Here is a 13,987-nt window from a genome sequence, read left to right on the forward strand (position 1 = left end):
CGAATCCGTTCAGAAAGGTGTAGGCGGGTTCGCATCGGGCAACAAGGCCGACCATGGGTGCAGAGGTACGCAGGGGCGCGCAGCTGCTCGGTGAGCGGTACCGGCTGATCGAGCAACTCGGCACGGGCGGGATGTCCGTGGTCTGGCGCGGCTACGACGAGGTGCTCGGCCGGCAGGTCGCGGTCAAGGTCCTCGCCTCCCGGCTGGCCAGCGACCGGGCCTTCCGCCACCGGATCCGCACCGAGGCCCAGGCCGCGGCCCGGCTCTGCCACCCCAACATCACCAATGTGTACGACTACGGCGAGTCCCAGCAGGTGGGGCTGACCCTGCCGTACGTGGTGATGGAGTTGATCGACGGTGCTCCGCTGACCGCCCGGCTCGCCGGTGTGGGCACCCTGCCCTGGCGGGAGGCGGTGACCATCGCGGCCGAGGTGGCCTCCGCCCTGGCCACCGCGCACGCCCGGGGGGTGGTGCACCGCGACGTCACCCCGGGAAACGTCATGCTCACCCCCACCGGCGTGAAGGTGGTCGACTTCGGTATCTCCGCCCTGGTGGGGGAGAGCGAGAAGGGCACGGACGGCACCCTGCTCGGCACCCCGGCCTACCTGGCCCCGGAACGCCTGGACAACGGCCAGGTCAGCCCGGCCACCGACGTGTACGCGGTGGGACTGCTGCTCTACCGGATGCTGACCGGACGGCTGCCCTGGCAGGTGGAGACCACCACCCAGATGCTGCGGGCGCACATGTACCGCGAACCCGAACCCATGCCCCCGGTGCCGGAGTTGCCGGCCGGGGTGGCCGAGCTGATCCACCGTTGCCTGGCCAAGCGGCCCGCCGACCGGCCCGGCACGGCCGAGGTGGCCCGGACCCTGGCCGAGGTGATCGGGAAGGTGCCCCGGGTGCCGGTGTCCCCGGCCGACCAACCGGCCGATGCGATGTTGCTGGCCAGTGCGGGCACCACCATCCTGCCCTGGTCGGCGGCGACGGATGCCATGCCGCTGATGGGTCTGCGTACCCGGCGGCGGTTGGACCGGCGGCGGCGGGCCGAGGCGGCGGTGGCCGCGGTGGCGCTGATGGCCGTCACCGCAGCGGTGTGGGGGGTGACCTCCCGCAGCCCGGCCAGCGGCGGCATCGACCAGCCCACCCAGGCCCGGATGGGCGGTGAGCAGCGCATCCCGTGCCAGGTCTCGTACGCGCTGCGCAAGGACTCCGGCAAGGAGTTCACGGCCGAGTTGAGCCTGACCAACACCGGGGAGCGGGAACTGCGGGACTGGACGGTCCGCTTCGCCTTCCCCGGTGAGCAGCAGGTGACCGAGGCCAGCCCGGTGCCGGCCCGCCAGCAGGGGCGCGCGGTGGCACTGCTGGCCACCCCGCAGCGTCCCGCCCTGGCTCCCGGTGCCACCGAGAAGCTGAACCTGACCGGCACCTACACCGGCACCAATCCGCTGCCGGTGGAGTTCCGCCTGGGTGACGAGCAGTGCGGGGTGCAGGTGTCCGGCATCGCCGGCAGTGCGCCGACCCCGAAGCCGGTGAAGGCCGCCGCCGGTTCCGGTGGCAAGGCCGGTTCGGGGGGCTCGGGCAGCTCCGGCAAGTCGAAGAGCAAGTCGGAGAAGGCCAAGCCGGAGAAGAAGGACGGCAAGAAGGGTGGCCCCGGCAAGAAGGAGCAGCAGGCCAAGGGCACCCCGGCGAAGGGCAAGCCGGAGAAGAGCAAGGCGGCCAAGCGGGGCAAGTCGCACCGGCCTCCCCGCCGGAAGGGCTGAGGATCTGCGGTACGCCCCAGTCAGAACAGGTCAGGTCGGGTCAGGTCAGGTCAGGTCAGTGAGGCGAAGGCATGGACCTGCTCGATGGTCCCCTCGACGATGACGAGGTCCTCGGGGCCCAGGCGCAGGCTGTCCGAGACGTAGCGGTACCCCTGCTCCTGCGCCGGCTTGATCCCGATGATCCGTACCCCGTGGCGGTCGAGCAGTTGTTCCTCGTTCAGGTGGTGTCCGGCCAGGGCCGCGGGTACCGGCATCTTCGCGATGGCGAAGGCGTCCCCGAACTCCATGAAGTCGAGCATCCGGCTGGCGATCAGGTGCGCCAGCCGTTCGGCGGTCTCCTTCTCGGGGAAGATCACATGGTGCGCCCCGACCGCGGAGAGGATCTTCGCGTGCTGGGTAGAGGTGGCGCGTGCCCAGATCTGCGGCACCCCCAACTCGACGAGCGCCAGCACGGTGAGCACGCTGGACTCCACGGAGGCCCCAATGGCCACCACTACCCGGCTCAGGTCGGTCAACCCGAGTTGGCGCAGGGCCCGGTCGTCCGTGGAGTCGGCCTGGGTCACCTGGTCCAGCAGGTTCGACCACTTCTGCACCCGCTGGGCGTCATGGTCGATGGCGAGGACCTCGTGACCCAGGGCGCTGAGCGATTCGGCCAGGCGGGAGCCGAACCGGCCGAGGCCGATCACGGCGATGGGCCCCGGATCCGGGCGGTTAGCCGACAATGGGTTGCTCCTCTGGATAGCGGTAGAGCCGACGCCGGGTGTTCAGCGCGATCGCCGAGCCGAGGGTCAGCGGCCCGACCCGGCCGATGTACATCAGCACGGTCAGCAGGAGCAGACCCGCGTCGGACAGGGCCGAGGTCACCCCGACGGAGAGGCCGGTGGTGCTGAAGGCCGAGGTGATCTCGAACAAGGCGGCGTCGAACGGCACCTGGTGGGTCATGGCGATCAGCAGGAGGGTGCCCACGGCCACGATCGCGACGCTGAGCAGGGCTACCGTCAGGGCCTGCCGTTGGCTGGCGGTGGCCACCCGACGATGCCCCACGGTGACGTCCGGCTCGCCCCGCATCTCCGCCCAGATGATGAAGGCGAGCAGGAAGAAGGTGGTGACCTTGATGCCGCCGGCGGTGCTGGCGCTGCCGCCACCGATGAACATCAACCCGGTCAGCAGGGGATGGGTCTCCTCCCGCAGGCCGGCGATGGGCACCACCTCGATCCCACCGGTACGCGACAGTGCGATCTGGGTGAAGGCGGCGAGGATCTTGTCGCCGACGGCGTACGGGCCGATGGTCCGGGCGTTGCTCCACTCGATCAGCAGGAGGACCAGGAAGCCGAGGAGGACCAGGGCGAGGCTGCCCCAGATGGTCAGCTTGGTGGCGACCGCCCACCGGATCGGGTGGCGCCACTCGCGGACCGCCTCGAACAGGGCCGGGAAACCGAGCCCGCCGATGATGCTGCCCAGTGCCAGGGGCAGACAGACCCAGGGGTCGCGGGCCAGGGACAGCAGGCCGTGCGGGTAGAGGGAGAAGCCGGAGTTGTTGAAGGCCTGGATGGCGTGGAAACCCGCCGACCACAGGGCTCGTCCGAGCGGATAGTCGTACCCCAGCCAGAGCCGTACGGTGACGATGGCCGTCATCGCCGCCTCGCAGGCCAGCACGGTCGCACCGATGCGCAGCAGCAGGCGACCCAGGTTTCCGATGCCGTACTCCAGGGTCTCGGCCTGCACCAGCATCCGGTTGTGCAGGCCGAGCCGTCGGGAGACCGTCAGGACCACCAGGGCGGCGCCGGTGAGGATGCCCAGCCCGCCGATCTGGGTGAGGACCATGATCACCACCAGGCCGGTGGTGGACCAGAAGGTCGGGGTGTCCACCGAGGTCAGCCCGGTCACCGAGATCGCCGAGGTGGCGGTGAACAGGGCGGTGAGCAGCGGCGCCGGTTCGTGTCGGGGGGCCGTCATCGGGGGCAGCATCAGCAGTCCGGTGCCGATTCCGATCGCCACCAGGAAAGCGAGCGGCACCAGCCGTACGGGGTGACGAAAGAACCGGTGCACCAGACAATCTTCCGATTTCCGGCGATCTCGAACGGAGGGAAATCGGAATCCCGAGGTAGATCTTGGACAGTTGCCGCTACCCGAGAACGGAAACTGTCCAAGATTGCCCGCCCGAGGGGCGGTCGGGCGGGTAGCGGTGGACGACACAGGGTGGGAGGTGGCCGTGGGATATGCGGCCATGGTCTTCCCGGGAGGACGCTGCCCGGTTCTCCTGGCTGTAACCGGAAGCCATCCACCTCGGGCCACTTGTGTGCACGGGCCACATAGCCCGTGGGTGATGTCACTTCTAGCGTGAGCCGACACATAAGGTTTCTCTCCCTCTGAGTCCTCACGTGGAGTGGCAATGACGGTCCGGACGACACGGCGGGCGCTCCTGTCCGCCGCAACGATGTTGGCCGCGGCGATGGCCGCCACGGCCTGTGGTAGCCCGCAGGACACCGCCAACGGTGGTGGCGACAGCGCCGCCCCGGTGAAGGTCGGCCTGGTGTACTCCCAGTCGGGAGCGCTGGCCAGTTACGGAAAGCAGTACATCGAAGGGTTCCGGGCCGGTCTGGACTTCGCCACCGGCGGCACCAACAAGGTCGGTGACCGGGCGATCGAGATCACCGAGGTCGACGACGCCGGTGACCCGGCCAAGGCGGTCTCCGCGGCCAAGGACCTGATCGGCAAGGGCAGCAAGATCATCGCCGGTTCGACGGCGTCCGGTGTGGCGCTTCAGGTCGCCCCGATCGCCGCCCAGAACAAGGTGCTGTTCATCTCCGGCCCGGCCGCCACCGACGCGGTGACCGGCGTGAACAAGTACACCTTCCGCTCCGGGCGGCAGTCGTACCAGGACGTGGTTACCGCCCGGTCCTTCATCGGCGACCCGACCGGCAAGAAGGTAGTGGTGTTCGCCCAGGACGGGGCGTTCGGGGACGCCAACGAGGCCGCCGTCAAGGAGATCATCGGGGGTGCCGGGGCGACCGTCAGCGCGGTCCGGGCACCGGCCAGCGCCACCGAGTTCACCCCCTTCGCCAGCCAGATCAAGTCCGCCAAGCCGGATCTGCTCTTCGTGGCCTGGGCCGGCACCACCGCCCCGGCGATGTGGCAGACCCTGGACCAGCAGGGCGTACTCAGCTCCACCACGGTGGTCACCGGGCTGGACATCCGCGCCTCCTGGCCCACCTTCGGGGCGGCCGGCACCAAGATCTCCTTCCTGTCGCACTACTTCGACGGGGCCAGCGACACCGAGGCGGCCAGGGCCGCGAAGGCGAAGGTGCCCGGCGGCACCCTCGACCTGTTCCACCCGGACGGCTTCGCCGCCGCCCAGATGGTGGTCCGGGCCGTGCAGGAGGGCGGGGACGACGTCGAGAAGATGATCACCGCCCTGGAGGGCTGGAGCTTCGAGGGTGTGAAGGGCACCATGACCATCCGCGCCGAGGACCACGCCCTGCTCCAGCCGATGTACCAGGCGAACCTCACCGGCAGCGGCGACACCTTCACCGCCACCGCCCAGAAGGCGCTGACCGGTGACGAGGCTGCCCCGCCGGTCCAGGCGATGAAGGGCTGAGGATGCTCGCCACCCGCGGTCTGACCTGGCGGATCGGTGAGGTCGCCATCGTCGACTCCGTCGAGATCGACCTGGCACCCGGGGAGTTCCTCGGGGTGATCGGGCCCAACGGCGCCGGCAAGACCTCACTGTTCAACCTGATCACCGGTCTGCGTCGGCCCACCGAAGGCCAGGTCACCCTGGACGGACAGGACATCTCCACCCTGCCGCCGCACCGGCGGGCCCGGCTGGGCCTGGGGCGTACCTTCCAGGCCTCATCGGTCTTCGGGTCGCTGAGCGTACGGGAGAACGTCCGGCTGGCCGTACAGGCACACCGCGGGGGCTCGATGAAGCTGTGGCGGCGGGCGGCGGCCGACCGGGAGGTGGCCGCCGCCGCCGACACGGCGTTGGAGCGGGTCGGCCTGGCCCACCGGGGTACGGCGTTGGCCGGCACCCTGGCCCACGGCGAGAAACGCAAGCTGGAGATCGCCCTGCTGCTGGCCGGCGAACCACGGGTGATGCTGCTCGACGAGCCGATGGCCGGGGTCAGCGCCGAGGACGTCCCGGAACTGGTCCAGGTCATCCGGTCGCTGACCGGAGACAGTGGCCGGTCGGTGCTGATGGTCGAGCACCACATGGACGTGATCCTCGATTTGGCCGACCGGATCGCCGTGATGCACCACGGCGCCCTGCTGGCCTGCGACACCCCGGAGACGGTGATGGCCAACCCGACCGTGCAAGAGGCCTACCTGGGGGAGGAGCTCTGATGGAGCCGATCTTGGCAGTGCAGGACCTGTCGGTACGGATCGCCGGGCTGCACATCCTGCAAGGGGTGTCGTTCACGGTCGCTCCCACCGGGGTCACCGTGCTGCTCGGCCGCAACGGGGTCGGCAAGACCACCACGCTGCGGGCCCTGGTCGGGCTCACTCCCCGCAACGGCGAGGTGCGTGGCACCGTCCGGATGCAGTCGGCGGCGCTGCTCGGCCAACCGACACACCGGCTGGTGCGCGGCGGGCTCGGCTACGTGCCCGAGGACCGGTGCGTCTTCGCCGGACTCACCGTCGCGGAGAACCTGCGCCTCGCCGAGCGGCGGGGCGGCACTGCGGCGTACGACCGGGTCTTCGCACTTTTCCCCGAGTTGCAGCGACGGTCCCGGCAGCGGGCCGGTTCCCTCTCCGGCGGGCAGCAGCAGATGCTCGCGATCGGTCGGGTGCTGCTCAACGACAACCGGCTGCTGCTGGTGGACGAGCCGACCAAGGGGTTGGCGCCGAAGGTGGTGACCGAGGTGGCGGAGGTGTTGGCGCGGGTCGCCGAATCCGTGCCGGTGCTGCTGGTGGAGCAGAACCTGGCCGTGGTCCGGCGACTGGCCCGCGACGCCGTGGTGCTGGCCGCCGGCCAGGTGGCCTGGACCGGCGACGCCCAGCGGCTGCTGGCCGAGACCGAGCTGACCCGGTCCCTGCTCGGGGTCGGTTCGGCCGAGGGCCACCACGCCGCGCCCGGCAGCCACCACGCCGCGCCCGGCGCCGGACGGAAGGACGGGCACTGATGGACGCGGTCATCCTGCTGACCCTGACCGGGCTGGGTCTGGCGGCGCTGTACTTCCTGGTGGCCTCCGGCCTGTCACTGGTCTTCGGCCTGGCCGACGTACTCAACTTCGCGCACGGACTGTTCCTCGGAGTCGGGGCGTACGCGACCTGGTGGGCGGCGGGGAACCTGCCCGGTGCCGGCGCGGACGGCTTCGGCTTTGTGGCCGCGGTCGCCTTCGGGGTGGCCGCCGGCACCCTGATGGCGGTGCTGGTGGAACTGGTGCTGATCCGGCCGCTCTACTCCCGCACCATCGAACAGGTGCTGGTCACCGTCGGTCTCTCCCTGGCCGGGGTGGCGTTGTTGCAGGCCACCTGGGGGGCCGACGCCCGGCCCTTCCCGCGTCCGGAGTGGACCCGCCAGGTGACGACCATCCTGGGTGCCCAGGTGCCCAACGGGGGGCTGCTGCTGATCGCCGCCGCGGTGCTGGTGTTGGCCGCGATCCTGGCCTTCCTCCAGTGGACCCGGTATGGCCTGATCATCCGGGCCGGGGTGGAGAACCGGGAGATGGTGACCGCGCTGGGCATCGACGTACGCAAGGCCTTCACCCTGGTCTTCGCCATCGGTGGCGCGGCGGCGGCCCTGGCCGGTGCGCTGGGCAGTGTCTACTTCGGCACGGTCTCGCCCCAGCAGGGCGGCTCCCTGCTGATCTTCGCCTTCATCGTGGTGGTCATCGGCGGCATGGGCTCGGTGATCGGGTCCGCGTACGCGGCCGTGGCGGTAGGGCTGCTGCAACAGTTCGTCAACTACTACGGCACCTCCGGGCTGGGCGACATCTGTGTGGTCGCGCTGCTGGCCGTGGTGCTGCTGCTGCGCCCGCAGGGCATCGCCGGAAAGGTGGCTACGGCATGACCGAGGTCAAGAGTCCCGAAATCCCGGCACCTGTCGCGGAGGTACCGGCCCAGCCGACCGGTGGGTCCCGGCTGCGCCCCTTCCTGCCCCTGGTCGTGCTGGTGGCGCTGATCCTGCCGTACTCCACCCTGCACCTGCCGGGCCTGTTCGAGGGGGCCCTGAACTCGCCCGGCACCCTGCAACTGCTCGCCGTCTGCCTGGTCTTCGGTGGCCTGGCGGCCGGCTACGACCTGCTGTTCGGGCGGACCGGGATGCTCTCCTTCGGGCACGCCCTCTACTTCGCCGCCGGGGTGTACGGCACGGACATCCTGATCACCCGGGCCGGGTTGCCGCTGTGGCAGGCCGCGCCGCTGGCGATCGTCGGCGGGACCATCCTGGCCGCGCTGGTCGGGGCGGTGGCCCTGCGTACGGTCGGCATCGCCTTCGCCATGGTCACCCTGGCCTTCGCCCAGGTCGGGGCGATCCTGGTGGCCCGCGACTTCGGTGGGTTGACCGGTGGCGAGGAGGGGCTGCCGCTGGACGTGACCGGGGTGCCCGCCGGGCTGGTCGGGGTGGCCAACACGGTCAACCTGTACTGGCTGGCGTTGGCGTACCTGGTCGTGGTGGTCTTCGTGGTGCACCGGGTCAGCGGCTCCCCGACCGGGCGGGTGCTGGCCGGGCTGCGCGACGACGAGCGGCGCATCGGGGTGCTCGGGCTGGACCCGTACCGGTTCAAGTTGGTCGCCTTCACCCTGGCCGGTGGTCTGGCGGCGGCCGGCGGGGTGGTCTACTGCCTGATCGTCGGCGGCGCCTCCCCGCACATCACCAGCAGTGAGCTGACCCTGTCGTTGCTGGTGATGGTGGTGCTCGGCGGCCCCGGCACCCGCTGGGGCCCGGTGCTGGGCGGCATCCTCTACATGTACCTGGACCACCGCCTGGTCTCGGTCGGCAGCTCCGGTGCGGTGGACGCCCTGCCGGACTTCCTCAGCCGACCCCTCTCCCAGCCCCTGTTCGTTCTCGGCACGGTCTTCATCCTGGCGGTCTACTTCTTCCCCGGCGGCCTGGCCAGCCTGGCTCCCCGCCTGGCCCTGCTGCGCAACGCCCTGCGCCCGGGCCCACGTCGGGAGAGTCGGGGCCCGCGTCGGGAGAGTTGACCAGAAGGCCGCTAGCCTTGGCGATCAATGTACCGACGACGACAGGGGACCCGGGGTGGCCGAGCGGTTGGCTGTGGTCAGCGGCGGGGGTACGGGAATCGGGGCGGCCGTGGCGCGGACCCTCGTCGCGGACGGGTGCTCGGTGCTCGTGCTCGGTCGACGGGCGGAGGTGCTGGCGGCGACGGCCGACCGGATCCGGGCGGAGACCGGCCGACCGGAGGCGGTACGCCCGGTGCCGGTCGACCTCACCGACCCCGAGCAGGTCGGCAGGGTGCTGGAGGCGGTCGGGGACCGACCGGTCGACGTGCTGGTCAACAACGCCGGTGCCTTCCACAGCCCGCAGCAGGGCTCCCTGACCGGGATCGCCGACTACTGGCGGGCCACCCTGGACACCAATGTGCTGACGGCCGTACTGCTCACCGAGGCGCTGCGGCCCAGGCTGCGTCGTCCCGGCGGACGGGTGATCCTGATCAGCTCGATCGCCGCCCAGCGGGGTGGGGATGAGGCGTACGCGGCGGCGAAGGCGGCACTGCACGGCTGGGCGTACAGTCTCGCGGCCCAACTGGGTCCGGAGCAGATCACGGTCAACGTGGTCAGCCCCGGCTACGTGGCGGAGACGGAACTCTTCGTCGGTCGGATGACCCCCGAGGGGCACGCCAAGCGGGTGGCCGCCACCCTGGTCGGCCGGGCCGGCACCCCGGACGACATCGCCGAATCCATCCGCTACCTGGCCAGCCCCGCCGCCGGCTACGTCACCGGCCAGATCCTGGGCGTGAACGGCGGCTCCGTCCTGGGCCGCTGACCCCCCCAGAAACGTGTTGACCAAGAAGTTTGCGTCTCCGAAGAGCCCGTTCCAGACGCAAACCTCTTGATCAACACGACGAGCCGGAGGGGGTCAGCCGTTCAGGAGGTCGTAGGCGGAGGTGGGGGCCGGTTCGGCCTCGTCGGGGGTGAAGGCGACGATCTGCGGGGTGCTGCCGAAGTCGGAGTACTCCACCACGTACTCGCTGGCCTTCTTCTTGCCGGCGGGCGGGATCTCCAGGGTGAGCGAGGCCAGGTTGCCGTCCGGGCCGACGACGGCGGTGAACGGGATCGGCTCGGTGCCGTCCCCGAGGGTGACCAGCCCCTCCATGGCCTCCACCAGGTCCGGCTGGGTGGCCAGGTCGATCACCCCGGTGTACGTCCCACCCTCACCGGCCTGGACCTCGCTGGCCGCGCGGATGATCGCCTCGGCGTTGCCGGGATCGGTGCCCTGGTAGGTGGGCAGGGTGTCCGGGCTCTCGATCTTCGCCGGGTCCATCTCCATCCACTTGGTGGGCAGCTTCATCAGCTTCTGGATGTCCTTGGAACCCTTGAAGTTGACCTTCATCCAGGTCCGTGAGTCGACCATCCGGAAGGACATCTCCAGGGTGAAGTCCTTGTCCTTGGTGACGGTGTCGATGTCCATGCCCCGGTTCGCCGGATCCACCACCCCGGAGACGTCGCCGGAGGTGTCCCGGGTGACGAAGCGGAAGGCCGGGTCCTCCTCGGTCGGCACCGCGGCCAGCAGCTCCTGCTTCGGGTCCGGCGGAGGTGGGGCCGCCTGCGGCGTGTCGTCGTCGCAGCCGGTCACCATGGCGGCGGTGAGCAGGGCCACCACGGCGACCGCGATCCGCCGGCTCGTGACGGTGGTGCCGGTTGGCTGTGTCATGTCGTCCTCTCTCATCGAACGGCATCGTATGCCAGCAGGTCGGGCCGGGCCGGAGGGACATCACCCCCGCTCCCGCCCGCGCTGGTAGAAAGGCCGGATGAGCCAGGAACGCAGCATGGTCCGGGAGCGCGCCGAACAGGTGCTGCGGCGGTTGGCCGGCGACCACGCCACCCTCCGTGAGGATCAGTGGCGGGCGATCGAGGCGCTGGTGGTCGACCAGCGGCGGGTGCTCTGCGTGCAACGTACCGGCTGGGGCAAGTCGGCGGTCTACTTCGTGGCCACCGCCCTGCTGCGTGACCAGCCCTCTCCCGCCGGGCCTACGGTGATCGTCTCCCCGCTGTTGGCGTTGATGCGGAACCAGGTCGAGGCCGCCGCCCGCGCCGGCATCCGGGCCCGCACCATCAACTCCGCCAATCTGGAGGAGTGGGAGGAGATCACCGCCGAGATCCACGCCGGGACGGTGGACGTGTTGTTGATCAGCCCGGAACGGCTGAACAATCCGGACTTCCGGGATGGTGTGCTGCCGCAGTTGGCCGCCACCACCGGGCTGCTGGTGGTCGACGAGGCGCACTGCGTCTCCGACTGGGGGCACGACTTCCGGCCGGACTACCGCCGGTTGCGTACCTTCCTCGGCAATCTGCCGGCCCACACCCCGGTGCTGGCGACGACGGCCACCGCCAACGCCCGGGTGACCCGGGACGTGGCCGAACAACTCGGCACCGAGGTGGCCGTCCCCGGTCCGGAGGTGCTGGTGCTGCGGGGCAGCCTGGACCGGGAGTCCCTGCGGCTCGGCGTACTCGACCTGCCCACCCCGGCGCACCGGCTCGGCTGGCTCGCCGACCACCTGGACCGGCTGCCCGGGTCCGGCATCATCTACACCCTGACCGTCGCGGCGGCCACGGAGACCGCGGAGTTCCTGCGGGCCCGGGGGTGGTCGGTGGCGGCGTACACCGGGCAGGCGGAGGACGCCGACCGGCGCGCCGCCGAACAGGACCTGCTGGACAACAAGATCAAGGCCCTGGTGGCCACCAGCGCTCTCGGCATGGGCTTCGACAAACCGGACCTGGGGTTCGTGGTGCACCTGGGTGCCCCACCCTCCCCGATCGCCTACTACCAGCAGGTCGGCCGGGCCGGCCGGGCCGTCGACCACGCCGAGGTGCTGCTGCTGCCCGGCCGCGAGGACGTGGCCATCTGGCGGTACTTCGCCTCCCTGGCCTTCCCCCCGGAGGACCAGGTCCGTGCGGTGCTCGCCGCCCTGCACACCGACCGGCCGCTCTCCACCCAGGCCCTGGAACCGCTGGTCGACCTGCGCCGGGCCCGCCTGGAGATGATGCTCAAGGTGCTCGACGTCGACGGCGCGGTCCGCCGGGTGCGCGGCGGCTGGCTCGCCACCGGCGAGCCCTGGACCTACGACGCCGAGCGGTTGCGCCGCGTCGCCACCGCCCGCGCCGCCGAGCAACAGGCCATGCTGGAGTACGCCTCGACGCCCGGTTGCCGGTTGCGTTACCTACGGGAGTGCCTGGACGACGCCGAGGCGACCGACTGTGGCCGCTGCGACCGGTGTGCCGAGCCCCTGTTCACCTCCGAGGTGTCACCGGCGGCATTGACGGCCGCACAGAACTTCCTCGGCCGCCCCGGGGTGCAGATCGTGCCGAAGAAGCTCTGGCCGACCGGGTTGGCGGCGGTCGGCGTACCCCTGAAGGGGCGCATCGCCCCGGCGGAGCAGGCGCTGCCCGGTCGGGCCGTGGGCCGGCTCTCCGATCTCGGTTGGGGTGACCGGCTGCGCGGGCTGGTCGGGCCGGGTACCCCGGACGGGCCGGTGCCGGACGACGTGGTCGCGGCCGTCATCGAGGTCCTGAAGGCGTGGGCGCACGGGGACGATCCCTGGCCCAGTCGCCCGGTGGGGGTGGTGGCGGTGGACTCGACCACCCATCCGCTCCTGATCACCTCACTGGCCGAGCGGATCGCCGCCGTCGGGCGGATGCCGCTGCTGGGCCGGGTGACCGTCGCCGCCCCGCCCGGTGCCGCCCGCGGAAACAGCGCCCAGCGGGTACGCGCCCTGCACGGCACCCTCACCGTGCCCGCCCCCCTGGCCACCGCCCTGGCCGACCTGACCGGCCCCGTCCTGCTCGTCGACGACCTCGTCGAGACCGGCTGGACCCTGACCCTGGCCGCCCGCGAACTCCGCCGCGCCAACGCCCCCGCCGTCCTCCCCCTAACCCTGGCCCTAACGACCTGACCTGCCCCGCGATCTTGCACTTTCTGTCGGGACATAACGGGTGAATGCCGCATCTCAGCGACAAAAAGTGCAAGATCGCGGGGGAGGTGGGGTGAGGGTGCGGGGGTGGTGGCTACGGTGGGTGGGTGCCGGGGGAGCGAGAAGGGGATGTGGCGGTGCGGGGGGATGACGGAACGGATGGGCAGGTGGGGGTCGGGGAGCTCGGGGTTGGCGGCGGCGAGGGCGGGGTGGACAGGGCCGATCCGGGTACGGTGCGGCTGGCGCTGGTGGTCGGTGGGCTGATCCTGGCCGTACTGCTCGGGTTCGGGCTCGGTCGGATGAACACCGGCGGGGCCCTGGCGGCGGGCGGGGTGCCGCAGAGCGCCCTGACCGGCCACACCCACGCCCCGGGCACCGGTGCCCACTCGCATGAGGCCGGGCAGACGGAGGCGGCCGAGGCGGGTGGCCTGGCGGTCAGCCGGGCCGGGTACACCCTCACCCCGTTGGCCGCCGAGTTCACCCCGGGGCAGGCCGATGAGCTGCGGTTCCAGATCCAGGACGCGCAACGGCGGACGGTCACCCGGTTCGCGGTGGTCCACGACAAGCCGATGCACCTGATCGTGGTACGCCGTGACCTGACCGGATACCAGCACCTGCATCCCAGCATGGCGGCCGACGGCACCTGGTCGGTACCGCTGACCCTGCCGCAGCCCGGCATCTGGCGGGCGTATGCCGACTTCACCGCCCTGGCCGAGGACGGTCGGCAGACCGCGACCACCCTGGGGGTGGACCTGGTGGCCCCCGGTGAGTACGCGCCGCGCCGCCTACCCGCCCCCGCGACCAGCAACCCGGTCGACGGACTGACCGTCAGCTACCAGGGCGACCCGGAGCCCGGCCTGACCGTGCCGGTGAGCTTCCGGGTCACCGCAGCGGACGGCAGCAGCCCGAAACTGGAGCAGTACCTGGGGGCGTACGGCCACCTTGTCGCGCTGCGCGAAGGTGACCTCGGCTACCTGCACGTACACCCGGAACCGGAACTGGTGGACGGGGCGATGCAGTTCTGGCTGACCGCACCCGGACCGGGGCGGTACCGCCTCTACCTGGACTTCGCCACCGGGGGTGAGGTCCGCACGGCCGAGTTCACCGTGCTGGTGCGCTGACCGACCAGGCCCG

General features: G+C 71.1%; 12 protein-coding genes. 9 read left to right on the forward strand and 3 right to left on the reverse strand.

Annotation, left to right across the window (positions count from 1 at the left end):
- Window positions 1-53: 53 nt before the first annotated feature.
- Window positions 54-1,760, forward strand: coding sequence for a serine/threonine-protein kinase (locus OIE53_RS25285; protein ID WP_327023968.1), 1,707 nt, complete (start codon window positions 54-56; stop codon window positions 1,758-1,760).
- 50 nt (window positions 1,761-1,810) lie between these two features.
- Here OIE53_RS25285 and OIE53_RS25290 read toward each other — a convergent pair whose 3' ends face one another.
- The gene (locus tag OIE53_RS25290) at window positions 1,811-2,482 is read right to left on the reverse strand and encodes a potassium channel family protein (protein WP_393340210.1); all 672 of its coding nucleotides are present in this window, start codon (window positions 2,480-2,482) and stop codon (window positions 1,811-1,813) included.
- Window positions 2,472-3,809 (reverse strand): TrkH family potassium uptake protein, encoded by a 1,338-nt coding sequence (locus OIE53_RS25295; RefSeq protein ID WP_327023969.1) that lies wholly within the window; start codon window positions 3,807-3,809, stop codon window positions 2,472-2,474. The genes OIE53_RS25290 and OIE53_RS25295 overlap by 11 nt, the downstream gene beginning before the upstream one ends.
- Before the next feature lie 343 nt (window positions 3,810-4,152).
- Here OIE53_RS25295 and OIE53_RS25300 point away from each other — a divergent pair, with 343 nt between their 5' ends.
- Genes OIE53_RS25300 through OIE53_RS25325 form a run of 6 tightly spaced genes read left to right on the forward strand, consistent with a single transcriptional unit; the run spans window position 4,153 to window position 9,708 of the window.
- Window positions 4,153-5,358: a substrate-binding domain-containing protein gene (locus OIE53_RS25300; RefSeq protein ID WP_327023970.1), complete on the forward strand. Its 1,206-nt coding sequence runs from the start codon at window positions 4,153-4,155 to the stop codon at window positions 5,356-5,358.
- 2 nt (window positions 5,359-5,360) lie between these two features.
- A complete protein-coding gene (locus OIE53_RS25305; RefSeq protein ID WP_327023971.1) occupies window positions 5,361-6,104 on the forward strand; it encodes an ABC transporter ATP-binding protein in 744 nt (247 codons plus the stop codon).
- Entirely contained in the window at window positions 6,104-6,883 is a 780-nt protein-coding gene (locus OIE53_RS25310) for an ABC transporter ATP-binding protein (RefSeq protein ID WP_327023972.1), read from the forward strand. The genes OIE53_RS25305 and OIE53_RS25310 overlap by 1 nt, the downstream gene beginning before the upstream one ends.
- Window positions 6,883-7,773 carry a branched-chain amino acid ABC transporter permease gene (locus OIE53_RS25315; protein ID WP_327023973.1) on the forward strand — a complete coding sequence of 297 codons (891 nt, stop codon included), beginning with the start codon at window positions 6,883-6,885 and terminating at the stop codon, window positions 7,771-7,773. The genes OIE53_RS25310 and OIE53_RS25315 overlap by 1 nt, the downstream gene beginning before the upstream one ends.
- Window positions 7,770-8,906 carry a branched-chain amino acid ABC transporter permease gene (locus OIE53_RS25320; protein WP_327023974.1) on the forward strand — a complete coding sequence of 379 codons (1,137 nt, stop codon included), beginning with the start codon at window positions 7,770-7,772 and terminating at the stop codon, window positions 8,904-8,906. The genes OIE53_RS25315 and OIE53_RS25320 overlap by 4 nt, the downstream gene beginning before the upstream one ends.
- Before the next feature lie 55 nt (window positions 8,907-8,961).
- Window positions 8,962-9,708, forward strand: a complete 747-nt coding sequence (locus tag OIE53_RS25325) for an SDR family NAD(P)-dependent oxidoreductase (RefSeq protein WP_327023975.1) — start codon at window positions 8,962-8,964, stop codon at window positions 9,706-9,708.
- 93 nt (window positions 9,709-9,801) lie between these two features.
- Here OIE53_RS25325 and OIE53_RS25330 read toward each other — a convergent pair whose 3' ends face one another.
- Window positions 9,802-10,596: a hypothetical protein gene (locus OIE53_RS25330; protein ID WP_327023976.1), complete on the reverse strand. Its 795-nt coding sequence runs from the start codon at window positions 10,594-10,596 to the stop codon at window positions 9,802-9,804.
- 97 nt (window positions 10,597-10,693) lie between these two features.
- Between OIE53_RS25330 and OIE53_RS25335 the strand changes: the two genes are divergently transcribed.
- Window positions 10,694-12,835, forward strand: coding sequence for a RecQ family ATP-dependent DNA helicase (locus OIE53_RS25335; RefSeq protein WP_327023977.1), 2,142 nt, complete (start codon window positions 10,694-10,696; stop codon window positions 12,833-12,835).
- 185 nt (window positions 12,836-13,020) lie between these two features.
- Window positions 13,021-13,974: a hypothetical protein gene (locus OIE53_RS25340; RefSeq protein ID WP_327023978.1), complete on the forward strand. Its 954-nt coding sequence runs from the start codon at window positions 13,021-13,023 to the stop codon at window positions 13,972-13,974.
- Window positions 13,975-13,987 lie beyond the last annotated feature (13 nt).

Source organism: Micromonospora sp. NBC_01739 (genome assembly GCF_035920385.1).
Lineage (GTDB): Bacteria > Actinomycetota > Actinomycetes > Mycobacteriales > Micromonosporaceae > Micromonospora.

Coding starts and splice junctions, on each gene's coding strand:
- OIE53_RS25285 (WP_327023968.1), top strand. CDS start 54: ATGGGTGCAGAGGTACGCAGGGGCGCGCAGCTGCTCGGTGAGCGGTAC.
- OIE53_RS25300 (WP_327023970.1), top strand. CDS start 4,153: ATGACGGTCCGGACGACACGGCGGGCGCTCCTGTCCGCCGCAACGATG.
- OIE53_RS25305 (WP_327023971.1), top strand. CDS start 5,361: ATGCTCGCCACCCGCGGTCTGACCTGGCGGATCGGTGAGGTCGCCATC.
- OIE53_RS25310 (WP_327023972.1), top strand. CDS start 6,104: ATGGAGCCGATCTTGGCAGTGCAGGACCTGTCGGTACGGATCGCCGGG.
- OIE53_RS25315 (WP_327023973.1), top strand. CDS start 6,883: ATGGACGCGGTCATCCTGCTGACCCTGACCGGGCTGGGTCTGGCGGCG.
- OIE53_RS25320 (WP_327023974.1), top strand. CDS start 7,770: ATGACCGAGGTCAAGAGTCCCGAAATCCCGGCACCTGTCGCGGAGGTA.
- OIE53_RS25330 (WP_327023976.1), bottom strand. CDS start 10,596: ATGACACAGCCAACCGGCACCACCGTCACGAGCCGGCGGATCGCGGTC.
- OIE53_RS25335 (WP_327023977.1), top strand. CDS start 10,694: ATGAGCCAGGAACGCAGCATGGTCCGGGAGCGCGCCGAACAGGTGCTG.